At 72.2% G+C, this 20,721-nt stretch carries 16 protein-coding genes and 1 riboswitch; of the genes, 10 read left to right on the forward strand and 6 right to left on the reverse strand.

The annotated features are described in order from the left end of the window. Nucleotides 1-44 precede the first annotated feature (44 nt). Together ABZ457_RS01155 and ABZ457_RS01160 are read right to left on the reverse strand one after the other, a co-directional pair. Entirely contained in the window at nt 45-1,178 is a 1,134-nt protein-coding gene (locus ABZ457_RS01155; protein WP_359152500.1) for a cystathionine gamma-lyase, read from the reverse strand. 19 nt (nt 1,179-1,197) lie between these two features. Next, nucleotides 1,198-1,575 (reverse strand): phage holin family protein, encoded by a 378-nt coding sequence (locus tag ABZ457_RS01160; RefSeq protein WP_359152502.1) that lies wholly within the window; start codon nt 1,573-1,575, stop codon nt 1,198-1,200. A 50-nt stretch (nt 1,576-1,625) separates the two neighbouring features. On the opposite strand from ABZ457_RS01160, the gene ABZ457_RS01165 reads away from it, so the two are divergent. From ABZ457_RS01165 to ABZ457_RS01180, 4 genes are all read left to right on the forward strand, one after another. After that, nucleotides 1,626-1,943, forward strand: a complete 318-nt coding sequence (locus ABZ457_RS01165) for a cupin domain-containing protein (RefSeq protein ID WP_359152504.1) — start codon at nt 1,626-1,628, stop codon at nt 1,941-1,943. A gap of 167 nt (nt 1,944-2,110) precedes the next feature. Further along, nucleotides 2,111-2,326, forward strand: coding sequence for a DUF5326 family protein (locus tag ABZ457_RS01170; protein WP_359152682.1), 216 nt, complete (start codon nt 2,111-2,113; stop codon nt 2,324-2,326). A gap of 132 nt (nt 2,327-2,458) precedes the next feature. Then, the gene (locus ABZ457_RS01175; protein WP_359152506.1) at nt 2,459-3,229 is read left to right on the forward strand and encodes a helix-turn-helix domain-containing protein; all 771 of its coding nucleotides are present in this window, start codon (nt 2,459-2,461) and stop codon (nt 3,227-3,229) included. A 148-nt stretch (nt 3,230-3,377) separates the two neighbouring features. After that, nucleotides 3,378-3,809, forward strand: a complete 432-nt coding sequence (locus ABZ457_RS01180) for an SsgA family sporulation/cell division regulator (protein WP_359152508.1) — start codon at nt 3,378-3,380, stop codon at nt 3,807-3,809. A 53-nt stretch (nt 3,810-3,862) separates the two neighbouring features. Here the strand turns inward: ABZ457_RS01180 and ABZ457_RS01185 are convergent, their stop codons facing one another. Then, nucleotides 3,863-5,248: a YibE/F family protein gene (locus ABZ457_RS01185; RefSeq protein ID WP_359152510.1), complete on the reverse strand. Its 1,386-nt coding sequence runs from the start codon at nt 5,246-5,248 to the stop codon at nt 3,863-3,865. 71 nt (nt 5,249-5,319) lie between these two features. After that, a riboswitch (TPP riboswitch) is annotated at nt 5,320-5,451 on the forward strand. Here ABZ457_RS01185 and thiC point away from each other — a divergent pair. Then, complete coding sequence (thiC, locus tag ABZ457_RS01190; RefSeq protein ID WP_359152512.1) at nt 5,444-7,219, forward strand: phosphomethylpyrimidine synthase ThiC; 1,776 nt, start codon at nt 5,444-5,446, stop codon at nt 7,217-7,219. Its footprint overlaps the riboswitch before it by 8 nt. Before the next feature lie 98 nt (nt 7,220-7,317). Here thiC and ABZ457_RS01195 read toward each other — a convergent pair whose 3' ends face one another. From ABZ457_RS01195 to ABZ457_RS01205, 3 genes are all read right to left on the reverse strand, one after another. Next, nucleotides 7,318-8,130 carry a hypothetical protein gene (locus ABZ457_RS01195; protein ID WP_359152514.1) on the reverse strand — a complete coding sequence of 271 codons (813 nt, stop codon included), beginning with the start codon at nt 8,128-8,130 and terminating at the stop codon, nt 7,318-7,320. A 149-nt stretch (nt 8,131-8,279) separates the two neighbouring features. After that, nucleotides 8,280-9,374 (reverse strand): metallophosphoesterase, encoded by a 1,095-nt coding sequence (locus tag ABZ457_RS01200; protein WP_359152516.1) that lies wholly within the window; start codon nt 9,372-9,374, stop codon nt 8,280-8,282. 303 nt (nt 9,375-9,677) lie between these two features. Then, entirely contained in the window at nt 9,678-10,790 is a 1,113-nt protein-coding gene (locus tag ABZ457_RS01205) for a LacI family DNA-binding transcriptional regulator (protein ID WP_359152518.1), read from the reverse strand. A 423-nt stretch (nt 10,791-11,213) separates the two neighbouring features. Here ABZ457_RS01205 and hisC point away from each other — a divergent pair, with 423 nt between their 5' ends. From hisC to ABZ457_RS01230, 5 genes are all read left to right on the forward strand, one after another. Then, nucleotides 11,214-12,293 (forward strand): histidinol-phosphate transaminase, encoded by a 1,080-nt coding sequence (gene hisC, locus ABZ457_RS01210; RefSeq protein WP_359152520.1) that lies wholly within the window; start codon nt 11,214-11,216, stop codon nt 12,291-12,293. A 324-nt stretch (nt 12,294-12,617) separates the two neighbouring features. Further along, nucleotides 12,618-14,126, forward strand: a complete 1,509-nt coding sequence (locus ABZ457_RS01215) for a cytochrome ubiquinol oxidase subunit I (RefSeq protein WP_359152684.1) — start codon at nt 12,618-12,620, stop codon at nt 14,124-14,126. A gap of 54 nt (nt 14,127-14,180) precedes the next feature. After that, nucleotides 14,181-15,182, forward strand: coding sequence for a cytochrome d ubiquinol oxidase subunit II (cydB, locus tag ABZ457_RS01220; RefSeq protein ID WP_359152522.1), 1,002 nt, complete (start codon nt 14,181-14,183; stop codon nt 15,180-15,182). Between the two features lie 16 nt (nt 15,183-15,198). After that, nucleotides 15,199-18,801 (forward strand): thiol reductant ABC exporter subunit CydD, encoded by a 3,603-nt coding sequence (gene cydD, locus ABZ457_RS01225; protein WP_359152524.1) that lies wholly within the window; start codon nt 15,199-15,201, stop codon nt 18,799-18,801. 39 nt (nt 18,802-18,840) lie between these two features. Next, entirely contained in the window at nt 18,841-20,628 is a 1,788-nt protein-coding gene (locus ABZ457_RS01230; RefSeq protein ID WP_359152526.1) for a GAF domain-containing protein, read from the forward strand. The last annotated feature ends 93 nt before the right edge of the window (nt 20,629-20,721 follow it).

Consider the following 20,721-nt stretch of genomic DNA (forward strand, 5'->3'; position numbering starts at 1 on the left):
TACCGTCCGGCGGGCCCGGAGGTGCAGCCCGGAGGTACGGCCGATCAGCCCGTGGCGGCCTCGTCCAGGGCCCGTTCCACGTCGGCGAGGAGGTCCTCGGCGTCCTCCACCCCGACGGAGAAGCGGATGAAGCCCTCCGGGACCGCGTCCCCGCCCCAGCGCCCCCGGCGCTCCGCCGTCGAACGCACTCCCCCGAAGCTGGTGGCGTCCTCCACCAGGTGCAGCGCGGCGAGGAAGCGCTCCGCGTGGGCCCGGTCGGGCAGGACGAAGGAGACCACCGAGCCGAAGCGGCTCATCTGCCGCGAGGCCACCGCGTGCGAGGGGTCCTCCGGCAGGCCGGGGTGGCGCAGCCCGGTGATCTCGGGGCGCTTCCCGAGGGCCCGGGCGAGGGTGAGGGCGCTGGCGCACTGCCGCTCGGCCCGGAGCTGAAGGGTCGCGAGAGAGCGGTGGGCGAGCCACGCCTCCATCGGCCCGGGGATGGCGCCGGCGATCTTCCGCCAGCGCCGCACCCCCTCCGCCAGACCCGCGTCCCGGCAGCTGACATGACCGAGCAGGATGTCGCCGTGGCCGATCAGCCCCTTGGTGTCGCTGGCCACCGAGAAGTCCGCGCCCAGCTCCAGGGGCCGCTGCCCGAGCGGTGTGGCCAGGGTGTTGTCGACGGCGACGAGCGCGCCCGCCGCGTGCGCCGCCTCGGTCAGCCGGCGCACGTCACAGACGTCCAGGCCGGGGTTGGACGGGGTCTCGATCCACAGCAGCCGCGCCCCGTCGAGGACGGCGAGCTGGGCGTCGCCCGCGGTCGGCGCGGTGCGCACCTCGACGCCGTAGGCCGCCAGCTGCTCGCGCACGAGGGGGAGCGCCTGGTAGCCGTCGTCGGGCAGGACCACGGCGTCGCCGGCGCGGAGCTGGGAGAAGAGGACGGCGGAGACGGCGGCCATCCCGGAGGCGAAGGCGACGGTCTCCACGCTCCCGCCCGGTGCCTCCAGCTCGCCGATGGCCTGCTCCAGGCGGGTCCAGGTGGGGTTGCCGTCGCGGCCGTAGGTATAGGGGCCCGTCGGGTCACCGGAGAGGTGGAAGTGGGCGGCGAACACCGGTCCCGGGAGGGTCGGTTCATGGTTCACCGGCTCCGGGAGGCCCGCCCGTACCGCTCGTGTGCCCTCCCCCAGGGGTGTACTGGTCATGTCGTTCCCTCCTCGGCGGTCAGTCCTTGTCCGGCAGGACGACGTTCAGTGCCCACGACACGATGGAGATGATCAGGCCGCCGAGGACCGCGGTCCAGAAGCCCTCGACATGGAAGTTCAGGTTGAACTGGTCCGCCAGCCAGGAGGTCAGCAGCAGCATCAGCGCGTTGATCACCAGGGTGATCAGGCCGAGTGTGAGGATGAACAGGGGCAGGGTGAGCACCTGGACCAGGGGCTTCACGAAGAAGTTCACCAGGCCGAAGATCAGGGCGACCAGGACGAGGCTGAGCGCCTTCTTCCCGGTGCTGTCACCGGTGAGCGTGATGTCCTGCACGAGCCAGATGGCGACGAGCAGGGCTCCCGCGTTCGCGAGCGTCTTGACGAGGAAATTCATCATGTGTCTGATCGTGGCAGACACGATCGGACCAAGGCAGGGGCGGGGCGGCGATGAAGGCATTCCGGCTGGACGAACTGGAGGCGGAGCGCGCGGCCAACGACGGCGCGTATCTGCAGTTCCTCCGGGAGCGGAACATGTCGGTGGGGCTGTACGCGCTGGACGCGGGGCAGCTCGACCCGCAGCTGCCGCACCAGCAGGACGAGGTGTACTTCGTCGTCAGCGGCCGGGCGGCGATCACGGTCGGCATGGAGACGACCCAGGTCGGGCGCGGCAGCGTGGTCTACGTACCGGCCGGGGTGCCGCACAAGTTCCACCACATCAGCGAGGACCTCCGGGTGATGGTCGTCTTCTCGCCCCCGGAGGGCTGAACCGGTCGGACGGCCCCAGGGCGAAACCGCCCGGCTCGGGGGAGACGGCCCCGGATTCCCTAGGGGTCCGCTCAGGGGTCTTCAAGGGCTCGCGGGCGTCCGGCGGCCCACCCCGGGCGCCTAGCATCGGAAGCACGCACTCGGAGAAAGAGGTAGGGACGATGGCTGTGCGGGAGATCTTCGCGGGGATGCCGTGGTGGGTGAAGTGGATCGCGGTGCCCGTCCTCGCCCTCGTGGTGTTCGGCGGGCTCATCACGAGCCTCGTCACCTTCGTCGTCGGAGTGCTGTTCAAGGTGCTGCTGTTCGTCGCGCTGGTGGCGGGTCTCGTCTTCGTCGTACGGAAGTTCATGAGCTCCTCGGAGTCCTCGCGCGGCGACTGGTGACCGCGGGCGGACGGCGACCGGTGGCCCGCTGTGGCGCGTGCCGTTAGCCCGGCCGGGGGAACGGTCCCGAGAGGGCCCGTCCCGGCCGGGCCCTGCCGTTAGAGTGGCAGCCCTCTGCCCTGGGGGTGACCTGTGGCCGGAGCCGCGAACTCCGCCGTCCCTACCCTGATCGGCTCGGTGCAGCGCGCGTTGAGGCTGCTGGAGGCGGCCGGGGCGCACCGCGACGGCGCCCCCGCGAAACAGCTCGCGCGCGAGGCCGGGCTCCCCCTGCCCACCGCCTACCATCTGCTCCGCACCCTGACGTACGAGGACTATCTGCGCCGGGACAACGGGGTGTTCACCCTCGGGTCCGCCGTGGACCGGCTGGCGCAGGGGGCCGCGGCGCAGAATCGTCGCGGCACGATCGAGGAGTCCCTGTCCCACTGGCGGGACGCGATCGGTGTCGCCGTCTACTTCGCCGTGTACCGCGAGGGCGAGATCGAACTCGTGTCGATCTCGGACACCCCGTACGCGCCGGCGGTCGCCGAGTGGGCCGACTTCCGTGAGACCGGGCACGCCCACGCGATCGGCCAGTGCCTGCTCGGGCAGCTCGACGAGGCGGCCCGCCTCGACCATCTCGACCGGCACCCCGTGCAGCCGGTGACGCCCCACTCCGTGCGCGACCGCCCGGCCCTGCTGCGCCGGATCGCGCGCACCGGCCCCGGCCAGCCCTGCTTCGAGCGCCAGGAGTACGCGCTCGGGACCGTTTGCGCGGCGATACCGATCACTCTGGGTGACCTGCCCGCAACGGTGGCCATTTCGCTGCCCGTTCATCAAGAAGCGCGACTTCACCCGGCAGTTGAGCAGTTGCGGGCGGGAGTAAGTGGTCTGATGGGGTCACGCTGGTTCTCTATCAGTATCTGAAATATCACTCCTTGTGATCTGCTAGCGCTTCCAGCACGATGGCGTCAAGAGGGTCAAGAGGGTCGTTCCCGGCCATATTCCTGCGCCTCATCAGCACGCCAGCACGTCCGCACGTTCATGCAAGGCTTCATCTACTGCGAGGTATGTGATGCGCGAGTCGGTTCAGGCCGAGGTCCTGATGAGCTTCCTCGTCTCCGAGGAGCTCTCCTTCCGGATCCCGGTGGAGCTGCGCTATGAGACGTCCGATCCGTACGCGGTCCGGATGACGTTCCACCTGCCCGGCGACGCCCCGGTGACCTGGGCCTTCGGCCGGGAGCTGCTGCTCGACGGGATCAACGCGCCCAGCGGCGACGGCGATGTGCACATCGCGCCGACCGGGCCCGAGGCCCTCTCGGACGTGCACATCCGCCTCCGGGTGGGCGAGGACTCGGCGCTGTTCAGAGTCGGCGCACCGCCGCTGGTCGCCTTCCTCGACCGCACGGACAAGCTGGTGCCGCTCGGCGAGGAACTCGCCCTCGGCGACTTCGAGACCAGCCTGGAGGACGCGCTGGGGCGGATCCTCGCGGAGAACGCCGGCTGAGGCCGCCCCGGTCGCCGCTCCCCTCGGACGGCGGAACCCGCCGGCCGGACCGGCTACTTCTTGCGGCGGCGCCCACGGCCGCCCCGGGAGGCCGCCGCCGGGCGTCCACCGGAACCGGCCGTGTCCCCCGGCCGGTCCGCCGAGACGACCAGGGCGGCGAGCGCGGTGGTCACCGGCACCGAGGCGACGAGGCCGATCGAGCCGACCAGGGTCCGCACGATCTCCTCCGCCACCAGCTCGCTGGTCGCGACCGTGCCCACGCTCGACTGCGCGATCGAGAAGAGCAGCAGCAGCGGGAGGGCGGCGCCCGCGTACGCCAGCACCAGGGTGTTGACCACCGAGGCGATGTGGTCGCGGCCGATACGGATCGCCGCGCGGTAGAGGGCACGCGGCCCCTGGGACGGGTCGGCTTGGTGCAGCTCCCAGACGGCCGAGGTCTGGGTCACCGTCACATCGTCGAGCACACCGAGCGAACCGATGATCACACCGGCCAGCAGGAGGCCGCTCATGTCGATCTCCGGGTAGAGCCCCTTGATCAGACCGGTGTTGTCGTCCGTGTTGCCGCTGAGGCTGGCCCAGCCGATGAACAGGGAGCCGAGCAGGCCGATCAGCAGCAGCGAGATCAGGGTGCCCAGGACCGCCACCGAGGTACGGGCGTTGACACCGTGGCACATGTAGAGCGCGATCAGCATGATCGCGCTGGCCCCGACCACCGCGACGATCAGCGGATTCGACCCCTCCAGGATCGCCGGCAGGATGAACAGGGTCAGCAGCGCGAACGAGGCGGCGAGCGCGATCAGCGCCATCACCCCCCGCATCCGCCCCACCAGCACCACCACCACGGCGAAGATGCCGGCCAGCAGGGCCATCGGAACCCCGCGGTCCACATCGGTGACCGAGTACTGGAGGTCGCGGGGCGCGTCCGGCGCGTACGCCACCCGGACGCCCTGGCCCTCCGCCAACTGCCGTGGCGCGTCCGGCTGGACGATCTCCGTGAACTGACGGCCCTTGTCCTTGCCGCTGGTGACCTCGACGGTGGCCCGGCCGCACTCCCCCTGCTGGGCCCGCTCCGCCTCGCGGCCCTCGGGCGCGGTCGGGTTCTCGGTCGGCGGCACCTGCCCGGCGTTGACGTCGGCGCAGTCGACCCGCTCGACGCTCACCACCCTGCCCTGCTCGATCTGCCGGTCGAAGCCGACACCGGTCCGCTCGTGGCCGGGGGTGCTGCCCGGCCAGAGCACGGCCAGTCCGACGAGGACCGCCGTCGCGAAGGGGATCAGCACCGCGGCGATGACCTTGCGGAGGTGCTGGGAGACGGGCGCGACGGGCCCGTGCGCGTGGACATGGCCGACGGCGGCGTGGTGGTCGTGAGCGGCTCCCCGGGCGGGGGGAGCGCCGTCGTCGTGGCCGTGCGGATCGGGTGGCTGCGGCGAAGAGGTCACCGGCAGATCATCGCAAGAACGGGAGGGGCCCTCTGTTCAGCGCGCCAGACATGGCGTTAGCGTGGTGGCACCTTTGCACACGCGGGAGCTCGGAGCACCGGGCTGAGAGGGCGCTGACCTCCGTCGATCGGGACGGGAAGCTGCGCCGACCGCCGAACCTGTTACCGGGTAATGCCGGCGTAGGGAGTAGGTCTCATGACCGTATCGGACGCACGCACGCCTGCCTCCAACCAGAACGACGAGGCCGGGAAGTCCATCGGCTGGCACAAGGGTTACGTCGAGGGCTCCCGCCCCGACATCCGGGTGCCGGTGCGCACAGTGCATCTCACCAACGGCAAGGACGTCACGCTCTACGACACGTCCGGGCCCTATACCGATCCCCAGGTGGAGACCGACGTCCGCCGCGGGCTGCCTCCGCTGCGCGACAACTGGATCATCGCGCGCGGCGACACCGAGGAGTACGCGGGCCGCCCCGTGCGCCCCGAGGACGACGGCATCAAGCACACCTCCCCGCGCGGCGGGCTGCGGAACCTGGACGCGGTCTTCCCCGGCCGTCCGCGCCAGCCCCGGCGCGGCCGCGGCGGGGCCGCGGTGACCCAGCTCGCGTACGCACGCCGGGGCGAGATCACGCCCGAGATGGAGTACGTGGCCGTCCGGGAGAACGTGGCGCCCGAGGTGGTGCGGGAGGAGATCGCGGCCGGCCGGGCCGTGCTGCCCGCCAACGTCAACCACCCGGAGATCGAGCCGATGATCATCGGCAAGCGGTTCCTGGTGAAGGTCAACGCCAACATCGGCAACTCCGCCGTCACCTCCTCCATCGAGGAGGAGGTCGAGAAGATGACCTGGGCGACCCGCTGGGGCGCCGACACGGTCATGGACCTGTCCACCGGCCGCAATATCCACACCACCCGCGAGTGGGTGCTGCGCAACTCCCCGGTGCCCATCGGCACCGTGCCGCTGTACCAGGCCCTGGAGAAGGTGGACGGCCGGGCCGAGGACCTGACCTGGGACATCTACAAGGACACGGTCATCGAGCAGGCGGAGCAGGGCGTCGACTACATGACGGTGCACGCCGGTGTGCTGCTGCGCTATGTCCCGCTCACCGCGCGCCGCAAGACGGGCATCGTCTCCCGCGGCGGCTCGATCATGGCCGCGTGGTGCCTGGCGCACCACAAGGAGTCCTTCCTGTACGAGAACTTCGAGGAGCTCTGCGAGATCCTCGCCGCGTACGACGTGACGTACTCCCTCGGCGACGGCCTGCGGCCCGGCTCGATCGCGGACGCCAACGACGAGGCGCAGTTCGCCGAGTTGAGGACGCTCGGCGAGCTGAACACCATCGCCAAGCGGCACAACGTGCAGACCATGATCGAGGGCCCGGGCCATGTCCCGATGCACAAGATCAAGGAGAACATCGACCTCCAGCAGGAGATCTGCGAGGAGGCGCCGTTCTACACCCTGGGCCCGCTGACCACCGATGTCGCCCCGGCGTACGACCACATCACCTCGGGCATCGGCGCGGCCATGATCGCCTGGTGGGGCACCGCGATGCTCTGCTACGTCACCCCCAAGGAGCACCTGGGGCTGCCGGACCGCGACGACGTGAAGACCGGTGTGATCACCTACAAGATCGCGGCGCACGCGGCGGACCTGGCGAAGGGGCACCCGGGCGCCCAGGAGTGGGACGACGCGCTCTCCGACGCCCGCTTCGAGTTCCGCTGGGAGGACCAGTTCAACCTGGCCCTCGACCCGGACACGGCGCGGGAGTTCCACGACGAGACGCTGCCCGCGGAGCCGGCGAAGACCGCGCACTTCTGCTCGATGTGCGGGCCGAAGTTCTGCTCGATGAAGATCTCCCAGGACATCCGGCGCAAGCACGGCGGCAGCCAGGAGGAGATCGAGGCGGGGATGGCGGAGAAGTCCGCGGAGTTCGCCGCGGCGGGCAACCGGGTCTATCTGCCGCTGGCGGACTGACCGGCGCACCGGGCCCCGGGGGAGCCGCCGCCTCCGGCCCCGTCTCCGGCCCCGGCACCGGCCGCCGCCCCGCCGCGACCTGGGCGGGGCGCGGGCGGTCAGTCCGGCTGGTGTTCCGGGCCGCCGAAGTCGGGGCTGGAGAAGTCCGGGCTGCTGAAGGTCGGCCGGCGGTCCGTGCTCCGGCCCTCGGCGGGGCTGGAGAAGTCCGGACCGCTGTAGCCGATCTTCGGTATCCGGCTCGTGGAACGCGGCGGGTCCACGGCCGTCTTCGCGGGCCGCTGCTCCGCGAGGGCCGCGCGCAGGAAGGGCAGCATGCCCCGGTGCAGCAGCGCTTCGCACCAGGCGTCCCGGGCGAGGGCCACCTCCTCGGGCACCCGGTCCGGCCCGCCGCCGTCGGCGACATGGCTGGCGTCGTTGCGCAGCGCCGTGAGCAGCAGGGCGACGGCGGCCACCAGGATCGCGGCGGCGGTGAGCGCGCCGAACACCCAGCCGGTCGACAGCAGGGTGTCGGCGAAGGGCGGCGGCGGGCTGAGCATCTTCAGCAGATAGCCGACGATCAGCAGGATCGCCGCCGCGGTGCCGGCCAGTAGCGGGGCGAGGACGGCGGCCACCGCCGCCACGCCCGCGCCCGCCTCCCCGGCCCCGCCGACGGCGGGCGCGAGGACGCCCGCGGCCGTGGCGGAGCGGCTCTCGGCGCGCAGCTTCACGTACTGGTCGTACTCGGCCGCCGCGGCGGCCGTGATCAGGGCCGTCGCGTTCAGGGCCGTGGCGCGCAGCTGTTCACTGGTCAGGCGCGCTCCCACGGTGGCCGGATCCCGGTCCTCGTGGGCGGTGCGCAGTGCCTCGGCGAGGACCCGCTCATAGTCGGCGCGGTCCTCGTTCAGCAGGTGCGGAGCGCTGTTCATGTGCATCCCCCGATGCTCCGTAGGGCCGGATCGACCGGTGGGGACCGGGCAGTCGGGCGGAAACGGAGGAGAGCCTGCTACGGATGACCCGATGGTAGAGCGGTTCCGGCGCAGGGTGACAGAGGGTTTCCGTAAATCGCCTGTGGGGAAGCGGATCAGTCCTGCAAGGGGAGCTGTTGCACCAGAAGCTTTCCGGCCATGGTCACTCCGCCGTCCATCGCGATGGCGAGACCGTCCGCGTAGACGTGCGGTCCCTCGACCGCCGGGCGCTCGCCGTCCTCGCCGTCCTCGGTGCCCACTTCGCCGAGGAGGTAGGGGATCGGGCTGTGGCCGTGCACCACGCGGCTGCCGCCGTAGGCCGCGAGCAGCTCGCGCACGGCGTCGGGGCCGCCCTCGTCGCGGAAGGCGAAGCGCTTGGTGAACTTGCGGAACAGGTCCCAGCACTGGTCGGCGTCGTTGGCCGTCAGGACCTCGTGTACGGCGTCGTTGACGTCCTCGACGGTGGAGCCGTAGTCCAGGTACGCGGTGGTGTCCGAGTGCAGCAGCAGGTGGCCGTCCTCCTCGACGATGGCGTCGAGGCGGGACATCCACTGGAGATGGACGTCCTGGAGGCGGTCCATGTCGTACTTCTGGCCGCCGTTGAGGAGCCAGGCGGCCTGGAAGGTGGCGGTGCCGGCGCCGGAGTTGACCGGGGTGTCGCCGAAGCGCTTGGCGCCGAGGAGCAGCAGCTCGTGGTTGCCCATGAGGGCCTTGCAGTACCCGCCGGCGGCCGCGGCCTCGGCGGAGAGGCGCATGACCAGGTCGATGACGCCGATGCCGTCGGGGCCCCGGTCGGTGAAGTCGCCGAGGAACCAGAGCCGGGCGTTGCCCGCGGCCCAGTGGAGGTCGGCGTCGATCAGGCCCTTCTCGGCGAGGGCCGCGACGAGTTCCTCCAGGTAGCCGTGGACGTCCCCGACGACGTAGAGGGGGCCGAGGCCGCCGTTCGCGGCGGGCGCGGGCTGCTCCTCGGGGTCGACGACGACCTGGACGGTGTCGCCGGGGCCGCCGCCGCTGCCGATCACCGGGAGGTTGCGCTCGGTGGGGGTGTAGCCCTCGGGGGTCTCGCCGTCGGGGAAGGCGTTGCCCGGGTGGGCGGCGTGTCCGGGGTCCACGGACTGCGACTGCACGGGCACCTGCGCGTACGGGGGTACGCGGAAGTCGCGCAGTGTCGCCGTCCGCACCACGGGTCCTTGACCGGCCCCCTGAGTCATCGACCCCTCCACCACCGTCGCGCCGCCGTTCACCTCTCGGCCCAGCCTGGTCGGGGTGGTCCGCGGTGTCGTTCGCCCATCATAGGAATGAGCCAGGCGGTGTGTGACGCACCAGGGGTGATGAATCGTGCCGCACCCCTGGTTCATCGACTGTTTCATCCCAATTGAGAAGGTCCGGACCTGGGTCGTGTCCGGAACGTCTCGCCTGGTTCGCGGCGTCCGGGCGAACGGCACGACCTTCCGGACACTCCCTGGGGCAGGAGGTGTCCGGCCCTGGTCCGGCGGACAACTCCCGCACACGACTCAGCCCTTCTCCGGGGACCGCGGCGCGCTGACGGTGGTACGCGGAGGGCGGCGCTGGGAGGAGGTCCTGACGATCAGTTCGGTCGGTATCACCTGTTCGATGGGCCCGTCGTGCTCCACGCCCTCGATGGCGTCGATCAGGAGCTGGACCACCGCGGTGCCGATGCGGCGGGGCTTGAGGGACAGGGTGGTGATCGGCGGCTCGGTCGCGGCGTACACGACCGACTCGCTGCAGCACACCAGCAGCAGGTCCTCGGGCACTCGCAGGCCGTAGCGCCGGGCGGCGGCCAGCAGGTCCGTGCCGTTGGGGTCGAAGAGCCCGTAGACCGCGTCCGGGCGGTCGGGCCGGGCGAGCAGCCGGTCGGCCGCGACGGCCCCCGCGCAGGGGTCGTGGGCCGGATAGGACTCGTAGACCGGGTCCTGCCCGACGCGCTCGCACCAGTTGAGGTAGGCGGTCGTCGACAGATGGGTGTACGTGTCCGTGCTGGTGCCGGTGAGCAGGCCGATCCGGCGCGCCCCCGCGTCCGCGAGGTGGTCGAGGAGGTCGATGACGGCCGCCTCGTGGTCGTTGTCCACCCAGGCGGTGACCGGCAGGCTGCCGGCCGGGCGGCCGTCGGAGACGACGGGCAGCCCCTGGCGGACCAGCTCGCTGACGACCGGGTCCTCGTCGGAGGGGTCGATGACCACGGTGCCGTCCAGGGCCACGTTCGACCAGACGTCGTGGCGGGAGGTGGCGGGGAGGATGACGAGGGCGTAGCCGCGGGCCAGGGCGGCCGAGGTCGCCGCTCTGGCCATCTCCGCGAAGTAGGCGAACTCCGTGAAGGTGAAAGGTTCATCCCCGTAGGTGGTCACGGTCAGACCGATTAAGCCCGACTTCCCCGTGCGGAGGGTGCGGGCCGCGGCGGAGGGGCGGTAGCCCAGCCGGTCGGCGACCTCGCGGACGTGCCGACGGGTGGCATCGGGGAGTCTGCCCTTCCCGTTGAGCGCGTCGGAGACCGTTGTGATCGAGACCCCGGCGGCGGTGGCGACGTCCCTGATGCCCGCGCGCGCCTGCCGATTGCCCCCGTGGGATGTGTCCGTCCGGCTCACCTGGTGCTTCCCTGCTGCTGTCATGGCGTGCCGATAGTAGGGCTCGCGCGGTGGGTCTGGCCGGTCGCATATGCACGCGTTGACAGGCACGTTTCTGCATGATCGTTAATGATCAATGTCCTTGCAAATCAAGGGAGTTGAGCCACCTTGACATGATGTTCGGTGTGCAGGGGCGCGTGCGCCTGCCGAGGGTTCCATGTTGCGAAGAGGTCTCAACTCACCACTACGGGGGACGCGCGCCACGGAGTGAGCCACCGGCGCGCGCCAGGGGTTCGCGCTCCCCCCTTCCCCGGCCCTTCCTCGGCTCCGGTCCTGCCTTCCTCGGCTCCGGCCATTCGCACCGGCCGGGAATCCTCATAAGGTGAGCAGTATTGGTGAGCACGAGTCGGCGAGCGGCACCGCGCAGGCGGCGGTACGAGCCGGCCGAACGGTCGAGGAGGACCCGCGGTGAGCGAGAAGAGCCCCAGGCTTCGGGCCGAGCTGGACGGCATTCCCACGTACAAGCCGGGCAAGCCGGCGGCGGCGGGCGGGCCCGTGGCCTTCAAGCTGTCCTCCAACGAGAACCCCTATCCGCCGTTGCCCGGGGTGATGGAGAGTGCCGTCGCGGCCGCGGAGAAGTTCAACCGCTACCCGGACATGGCCTGCACCGCCCTGACCAACGAGCTGGCGGAACGCTTCGGCGTCCCCGCCGAGCACGTGGCGACGGGCACCGGCTCGGTCGGTGTGGCGCAGTCCCTGCTCCAGTCCACCTCCGGGCCGGGCGACGAGGTGATCTACGCCTGGCGCTCCTTCGAGGCGTACCCGATCATCACCCAGATCAGCGGAGCGACCTCGGTGCCCGTGCCCCTGACCGGGGGCGATGTGCACGACCTGGACGCGATGGCGGACGCGGTCACCGAGCGGACCCGGCTGATCTTCGTCTGCAACCCCAACAACCCGACCGGCACCGTGGTGCGCCGGGCCGAGCTGGAACGCTTCCTCGACCGGGTCCCCTCGGACGTGCTGGTGGTGCTGGACGAGGCGTACCGCGAGTTCATCCGGGACCCGGAGGTCCCCGACGGCCTGGAGATCTACCGGGAGCGCCCGAACGTGGCCGTGCTGCGGACCTTCTCCAAGGCGTACGGGCTGGCCGGTCTGCGGGTCGGGTTCGCCGTCGCCCATGAGCCGGTCGCGGCGGCGCTGCGCAAGACGGCGATGCCGTTCGGCGTCTCGCAGCTCGCGCAGGACGCGGCGGTGGCCTCGCTGCGCGCCGAGGACGAGCTGCTGGGCCGGGTGGGTTCGCTGATCGGCGAGCGGACCCGGGTCTACGAGGGGCTGGTGCGCCAGGGCTGGACCGTGCCCGAGACCCAGGCCAACTTCGTCTGGCTGCGGCTCGGCGAGCGCACCCTGGACTTCGCCGCGGCGTGCGAGCAGGCGGGGGTGGTGGTGCGGCCGTTCGCCGGTGAGGGCGTGCGGGTCACCATCGGCGAGTGCGAGGCCAACGACCTCTTCCTGCAGACGGCCGAGACCTTCCGCAAGACCCTCTGAGCTTCAGGACCCGGACCGAAGATCCTCCGGGCCCCGGGCCCAGGAGGCTTCAGGCCCGGACCACCTCCGGGCCCCGCCGCCCCGTGGCGGGCGGTCCCGAACACCCCGCGAGCGCACGGCTCGCGGGGTGTTCGGCTTTCGGCCGGAGCCGGTGTGGCGGGGGTCACCGGACCCCGGTACGACCTTCGGATTTCGTGTGCGCCATAATGCTTGTGAATGTGAACGCGTTCACAAGCGCGCCCGTGTTCCTCCGGTAATGAACCGGTATGCACAGGGGCGGGCTGCCTCGGTCACCACGCCGACGTAAGGAGAGACGACGTGGATCTGAACCTCGCACTGGCGCCGGAGACCCTGTCGCGCTGGCAGTTCGGCATCACCACCGTCTACCACTTCCTCTTCGTCCCGCTGACGATCTCGCTGGCCGCGCTCACGGCCGGGCTGCAGACCGCCTGGGTGCGGACCGGCAAGGAGAAGTACCTCGGAGCGACCAAGTTCTGGGGCAAGCTGTTCCTGATCAACATCGCGATGGGTGTGGTGACGGGCATCGTCCAGGAGTTCCAGTTCGGGATGAACTGGTCGGACTACTCGCGCTTCGTCGGCGACATCTTCGGCGCCCCGCTCGCCTTCGAGGCCCTGATCGCCTTCTTCTTCGAGTCGACCTTCATCGGCCTGTGGATCTTCGGCTGGGACAAGCTGCCCCAGAAGATCCACCTCGCCTGCATATGGATGGTGTCGATCGGCACCATCCTCTCCGCCTACTTCATCCTGGCCGCCAACTCCTGGATGCAGCACCCGGTCGGCTACCGCATCAACGAGGAGCGCGGCCGGGCCGAGCTGACCGACTTCTGGCTGGTGCTCACCCAGAACACCGCCCTCACCCAGTTCTTCCACACCATCACCGCCGCCTTCCTGGTCGGCGGGGCGTTCATGGTCGGCATCGCCGCGTACCACCTCGCCCGCCGCCGGCACATCCCGGTGATGCGCACCTCCCTCCGCCTCGGGCTGGTCACCGTCACGGTCGCTGGTCTGCTGACCGCCGTCAGCGGCGACCTCCTCGGCAAGGTCATGTTCCAGCAGCAGCCGATGAAGATGGCGGCCGCCGAGGCGCTGTGGGACGGGGAGGCGCCCGCCCCCTTCTCCCTCTTCGCCTACGGCGACGTCGACGCCGGCCACAACGAGGTCGCCGTCGAGATCCCCGGCCTGCTGTCCTTCCTGGCCCACGGCGACTTCGACTCCCATGTCCCCGGCATCAACGACATCAACAAGGCCGAGCAGGAGAAGTACGGGCCCGGTGACTACCGGCCCAACATCCCCGTCGCCTACTGGGGCTTCCGCTGGATGATCGGCTTCGGGATGACCTCCCTGACCATCGGCATGATCGGGCTCTGGCTCACCCGCCGGAAGTTCCTGCTGCCGGCGGCGATGCGGACGGGCGAGGACGAGGTGCCGCATCTGGTGCCGTTCCGGAAGAAGGCCCTCGGCCCGAGGCTCACCGGCTGGTACTGGCGGATCGCCCTGCTGACCATGACCTTCCCGCTGATCGCCAGCTCCTGGGGCTGGATCTTCACCGAGATGGGCCGCCAGCCCTGGGTGGTCTACGGCGTGCTGCGCACCGAGGACGCGGTCTCCCCCGGTGTCTCCATGACCGAGGTGCTGATCTCCATGACCGTCTTCACCCTCCTGTACGCGGTGCTCGCCGTGATCGAGGTGAAGCTGCTGGTGAAGTACGCCAAGGCCGGGCCGCCCGAGCTGACCGAGGCCGACCTCAACCCGCCCACCCGGATCGGCGGCGACGACCGCGACCCCGACCGGCCGATGGCCTTCTCGTACTGAGACCGGCTCCCCCTGACACCGCCTCGTCCGAGACCGCTGAGGAGCTGTTGAGGCATGGAACTCCACAACGTCTGGTTCGTACTCATCGCCGTCCTGTGGACCGGCTACTTCTTCCTGGAGGGCTTCGACTTCGGTGTCGGCGTGCTCACCAAGCTGCTCGCCCGTGACCGGGCCGAGCGCCGGGTGCTGATCAACACCATCGGACCGGTCTGGGACGGCAACGAGGTGTGGCTGCTGACCGCCGGCGGCGCCACCTTCGCCGCCTTCCCCGACTGGTACGCCACCCTCTTCTCCGGCTTCTACCTCCCCCTGCTGCTGATCCTCGTCTGCCTGATCGTGCGCGGAGTGGCCTTCGAGTACCGGCACAAGCGCGCCGAGGACCGCTGGCAGACCAACTGGGAACACGCGATCTTCTGGACCTCCCTGCTGCCCGCGTTTCTGTGGGGGGTCGCCTTCGGCAATATCGTCCGAGGGGTCGCGATCGACGCCGAGAAGGAGTACGTCGGCGGACTCCTGGATCTGCTCAACCCCTACGCCCTGCTCGGCGGCCTGGTGACGCTGACCCTGTTCACCTTCCACGGGGCGGTGTTCGCGGCCCTGAAGACCGTGGGCGACATCCGGGCGCGGGCCCGCGCGCTGGCCCTGAAGCTGGGCGCGCTGACCTCGGTGGTGGCCCTGGCCTTCCTTCTCTGGACGCAGGCGATGCGGGGAGACGCCGGCAGCCTGGTCGCGATGGCCGTCGCGGTCGTCGCGCTCCTCGGCGCGATCGGAGCCGTCCGGGCCGGACGGGAGGGCTGGTCCTTCGCCCTCTCCGGCATCACGATCGCGGCCGCCGTGGCGATGCTCTTCCTCACGCTCTTCCCGAACGTCATGCCCTCCACGCTGGACCCGTCCTGGAGCCTCACGGTCACCAATGCCTCGTCGAGCCCCTACACCCTGAAGATCATGACCTGGCTGGCCGCCCTCGCCACCCCCCTGGTGCTGCTCTACCAGGGCTGGACGTACTGGGTGTTCCGGAAGCGGATCGGCACCCAGCACCTGGCCGACTCGCACTAGCGAGGGGATGTTTCACGTGAAACCGATCGATCCGCGTCTGCTGCGGTACGCCCGCGCCACCCGGTTCTTCCTGGTGGCCGTGGTGGCTCTCGGCCTGCTCGGCGCCGCCCTGGTCGTGGCCCAGGCCATGCTGATCGCCGAGATCGTCGTCGGCGGCTTCCAGCGGGGGCTGTCGGCGGACGGCCTTGTGCGGCCCCTGGTCCTGCTGGCGGTCGTCGCGGTGGGCCGGGCCATGGTGGCCTGGCTCACCGAACTCGCGGCCCACCGGGCCAGCGCGGCGGTCAAGTCCGAACTGCGCGGCCGGCTTCTGGAACACGCCTCCGGACTGGGACCGGGCTGGCTCAGCGGCCAGCGCAGCGGCTCCCTGGCGGCCCTCGCCACCCGCGGGATCGACGCCCTGGACGACTACTTCGCCCGCTATCTGCCGCAGCTCGGGCTCGCGGTCGTGGTGCCGGTAGCGGTCCTGGCGCGGATCGTCACGGAGGACTGGGTCTCGGCGGCCATCATCGTGGTGACCCTGCCCCTGATCCCGGTCTTCATGGTCCTCATCGGGTGGGCCACCCAGAACCGGATGGACCGTCAGTGGCGGCTGCTGTCCCGGCTGTCCGGGCACTTCCTGGACGTGGTGGCCGGGCTGCCGACCCTGAAGGTCTTCGGGCGCGCCAAGGCGCAGGCGGAGTCGATCCGGGAGATCACCTCCCAGTACCGACGGGCGACGGTACGCACCCTGCGGATCGCCTTCCTCTCCTCCTTCGCACTGGAACTGCTCTCGACGCTCTCCGTCGCCCTGGTCGCCGTGACCATCGGCATGCGGCTGGTCCACGGCGGTCTCGACCTCTACACCGGGCTGGTCATCCTGATCCTCGCCCCCGAGGCGTACCTCCCCCTGCGCCAGGTGGGCGCGCAGTACCACGCGGCGGCGGAGGGGCTGTCGGCCGCCGAGGAGATCTTCGAGGTCCTGGAGACCGAACGGAGGGCTCCCGGCACCGCACCGGTCCCGGACCACCTCCGGATCGAGGTCGACGGGGTCTCGGTGCGCCACCCGGGCCGCATCGAGGCCGCGCCGGACCACGCCCATCTGGTGGTGGAGCCCGGCGAGACGGTCGCGCTGGTCGGGGAGAGCGGCAGCGGGAAGTCCACCCTCCTCGATGTGCTGCTCGGGTTCACCGCGCCGGACGAGGGCCGGGTCCTGGTCGGCGGGACGGACCTGGCCGGTCTCGACCCGGAGGAGTGGCGGGCCCGGATCGCCTGGGTCCCCCAGCGCCCCTATCTGTTTGCCGGGACGATCGCCGACAATGTGCGCCTCGCCCGCCCGGACGCCGACGACGACACGGTCCGCGAGGCCCTGCGGCAGGCGGGGGCGGAGGAGTTCACCGACGCGCTCCCGCTGGGCGCCGCCACCCTCCTCGGTGAGGACGGCGCCGGACTCTCCGCCGGACAGCGCCAACGGCTCGCCCTCGCCCGGGCGTTCCTCGCCGACCGGCCCGTCGTCCTGCTCGACGAGCCGACGGCCGCGCTGGACGGCGAGACCGAGGCGGGCATCGTCGACGCGGTCGCCCGGCTCGCCCGGGACCGCACGGTCCTCCTCGTCGTCCACCGTCCGGCGCTGCTGGCCGTGGCCGACCGCGTGGTCGCCCTCAGCCGCGCGGAGGTACCGGCCCCGGCCGGGAAGCGGGCGTCCGTCGCGGCCGGGGAGCGCGGGCCCGTCCCGGCTGGGGAACGTGCGCTGGGCGTGGCCGGCGGGCCTGCGCCCGAGGCGGCCGTCCCTCTCGCGCCGCCCGTGGCGGGCCGGGCCGCCGTCGACGCGCTCCCGCTGGGCGCCGTGGCACCGGCGGCCCGGACGGCGCGGTCGCCCCTGCTCCGGGTCCGGGCGGCGGCGCACGGAATGCGCGGCCGACTGGCCCTCGCCCTGCTGCTGGGGTCGCTCGCGCTCGCCTCCGCCGTGGGTCTGATGGCGGTCTCCGGGTGGCTGATCTCCCGGGCCTCCGAACAGCCACCCGTGCTCTATCTGATGATCGCCGTCACGGCGACCCGGGCCTTCGGCATCGGCCGGGCCGTCTTCCGCTACGCCGAACGCCTGGTCTCCCACGACGCGGTGCTGCGGATGCTCGCCGAGACACGGGTCGCGGTCTACCGCCGGCTGGAAGGGATCGCCCCCGCCGGGCTGCGGCGCACCCGCCGGGGCGATCTGCTGTCGCGGCTGGTCGCCGATGTGGATGCCCTCCAGGACTACTGGCTGCGCTGGATGCTGCCCGCCGCGGGGGCGGCCGTGGTCGGCACCGCGGCCGTCGTCTTCACCGGATGGCTGGTGCCGGCCGCGGGCGCGGTCCTCGCGGTGGGGCTGCTCCTCGCCGGCGTCGGCGTCCCGCTGGCCGGCGGAGCCGTGGCCCGGCGGGCGGAGCGTCAACTGGCGCCCGCGCGGGGCGAACTGGCCACCGCGGTGGTCGATCTGCTGCGCGGCACCGCCGAACTCACCGTCGCGGGCGCCCGCGACCGGCGGCTGGCCGTGGTCGGGGCGGCCGACGCCCGGCTCACCTCGATCGCCGCCCGGGGAGCGGCGGCCACCGCCCTCGGCGGCGGCCTGTCGGCCCTTGTCTGCGGACTGACCGTGAGCGCCGCCGCGATCGCCGGAGTGCGGGCGGTGCACGACGGCGGGCTCTCCGGGGTCTGTCTCGCGGTCGTCGTGCTGACCCCGCTGGCCGCCTTCGAGACGGTGGCCGGACTGCCGCTCGCCGTGCAGTACCGCCGCCGGGTCGAGCGCAGCGCCGAGCGGGTGCACGAGATCCTCGACGCCCCCGAGCCGGTGCGCGAGCCCGAGCACCCCGCGACCCCGCCGACGACCGCCTTCCCGCTGGTCCTGCGCGGGCTCGGCGCCCGCCATCCCGGGCAGGAGCCGCCCGCCCTGGACGGGGTCGACCTCACCCTCACCCCCGGGCGCCGGATCGCCGTCGTCGGCCCGTCCGGGTCCGGCAAGACCACCCTGGCCCAGGTGCTGCTGCGGTTCCTGGACGCGGAGTCCGGGACGTACACCCTCGGCGGGACGGCCGCGGACGCCCTGGCGGGCGACGCGGTGCGCCGACTGGTGGGCCTGTGCGCCCAGGACGCCCATCTCTTCGACAGCTCCCTCCGGGAGAACCTGCGCCTCGCGCGTCCCGAAGCGAACGAGGAGGACCTGCGGCGCGCCCTGGCGGCCGCGCGGCTGCTCGACTGGGCGGAGGCGCTGCCCGACGGTCTGGACACCCTGGTCGGAGAGCATGGCGCCCGCCTCTCGGGCGGCCAGCGGCAGCGGCTCGCCCTGGCCCGCGCGCTCCTCGCGGACTTCCCCGTCCTGGTGCTGGACGAGCCGGCCGAGCACCTGGACCAGGCCACGGCGGACGCCCTCACGGCGGATCTGCTGGCCGCGACCCGGGGCCGGACGGGCGCGGGCCGGGCGACCGTGCTGATCACCCACCGGCTGCGCGGGCTGGAGGCGGTGGACGAGATCGTCGTCCTGGACGGCGGACGGGTCGTCCAGCGCGGGACGTACGAGGAACTCGTCCTCGTCGACGGGCCGTTGCGGGCGATGCGGGACCGGGAGCGGGCGGTGGACGCGGTGGAGCCGCGGGGTGTGGAGGAATAACCACTTTCTATGGCGAAAAGTCCTCATTAGGCTCGGCCCATGACCGGGTCGCCGCAGCCGTCACCGTCACTCTCCTCGTCGTCCTCGTCCGCCTCACCGTCTCCGGCACCTCCGTCCGCCGGGTCGCCGGGGGAGCGGGACGAGGTCGCGGGTCTGCCCACCGGACCGGCGGCCCGGGTCCCGCGACTGCTGGAGGCCATGCGGTCGATCGGCGCCGGGCCCGACCTCCGGTCCACCCTGGACCGGGTCTGCCGTGCCGCGGCCGAGCTGACGGACGCCCGCTACGCGGCCCTCGGAGTCGTGGACCCGGACGGCCGGGGGCTGTCCGACTTCGTCACCCATGGCGTGGGCGCCGAGGTCGGGGAGGCGATCGGCCGACGGCCCGACGGGCACCGAGGGCTCCTCGGGGCACTGATCCACGACCCGGCGCCGCTGCGGCTGGCGGATCTGGCGGACGGCCCCCGGGCGGCCGGCTTCCCGCCCGGGCACCCGCCGATGCGGACCTTCCTCGGGGTGCCCGTCCGGGTGCACGGCGAGGTGTTCGGCAACCTCTATCTGACCGAGAAGACGGGCGGCCGGGAGTTCACCGAGGACGATCTGCACATGGTGCGGGTGCTCGCCACGGAGGCGGGCATCGCGGTGCGGAACGCCCGCCTCCGCGAGGCGGCCCGGCAGCGCGAGCACTGGATCGACGGAGCCGTCGCGGTCACGACCGCGCTGCTGTCCGGCGGCGACGCGGACGAGGCGCTCACCGTCGTCGCGGAGCAGGCGCGGCGGCTGGCCGACGCGGCGGCCGGGGTCGTCCTGCTGCCGGCGGACGGCGGCGGGCTGGAGGTCGTCGCGGTGTCCTGGGAGCGCCCGCCGGGGACCGCCGGGGCGCCGGGCGCCGTGCCGGAACTGCTGGGGGTGGTGATCCCCGCGCGGGCCGCCGCCGTTGAACGACTGCTCGCGGGGGAGGCCGTCTTCGTGACGGACTCGGCCACCGATCCGCGGCTGGCCGGCACCGGCCTCGCGGGGACCTTCGGACCGGGCATGCTGCTGCCGCTGAGCAGTGGGGGCCGGGTCCTCGGGGCGCTGGCCCTCCCCCGGCGCCACGGCGGACGCGGCTTCACCGCCGCCGAGCGCACCTTCGCGACCCGGTTCGCGGCGCAGGCCGCGCTCGCGCTCATGACGGCGGAGACCCAGCGGGACCGGCAGCGGCTCGCCGTCCTCCAGGACCGGGACCGGATCGCCCGCGATCTCCACGACCTCGTCATCCAGCGCCTGTTCACCGCCGGGATGCTGCTGGAGCGCGCCCGGCGGACCACCGGCTCCGCGGTGGTCCGGGAGGGCGTGGAGCAGGCCGTCGGCGAACTGGACACGACCATCCGGGAGATCCGCAGCGCCGTCTTCGCCCTGCAACCGGACCCCGGGGACGCGCCGTCGGGGCTGTGCGACCGGGTCCTGAGGGAGATCGGCACGGCAGCGGTGCCGCTCGGCTTCCGGCCGGAACACCGCTTCGTGGGACCGGTCGACGAGGAGGTCGGGGAGCCGGCCGGCAAGAACCTGATCGCCGCCCTGCGGGAGGCCCTGTCCAACGCGTTCCGGCATGCGGCGGCCGGCCGGATCGAGGTGGTCGTCGACGCGACGGCCGAACTTCCGGACGGCACCGGGGGCGTGCGCCTGTCGGTGGCCGACGACGGTGTCGGCGTACCGGACGGCGGCCGCCGCAGCGGGCTGCGCAATCTGGCGCGGCGGGCCGAGTCCCTGGGCGGGTCGAGCCGCGTCGGCCCCGGCATCGGCCCGGGTGGCGCGGGCACCACGGTCGTCTGGGAGGCCCCGCGGTAGCCCGTCCGGGGCGGGCTGTTTGTGGGCGATGCCGGGCGGCCGGCGGCCCGTGGGCGTGGGCGATGCCGGGCGGCCGGCTGCCTGCTTCCGTCG

The sequence above is a fragment of the Streptomyces sp. NPDC005805 genome, from assembly GCF_040630445.1.
GTDB lineage: Bacteria > Actinomycetota > Actinomycetes > Streptomycetales > Streptomycetaceae > Streptomyces.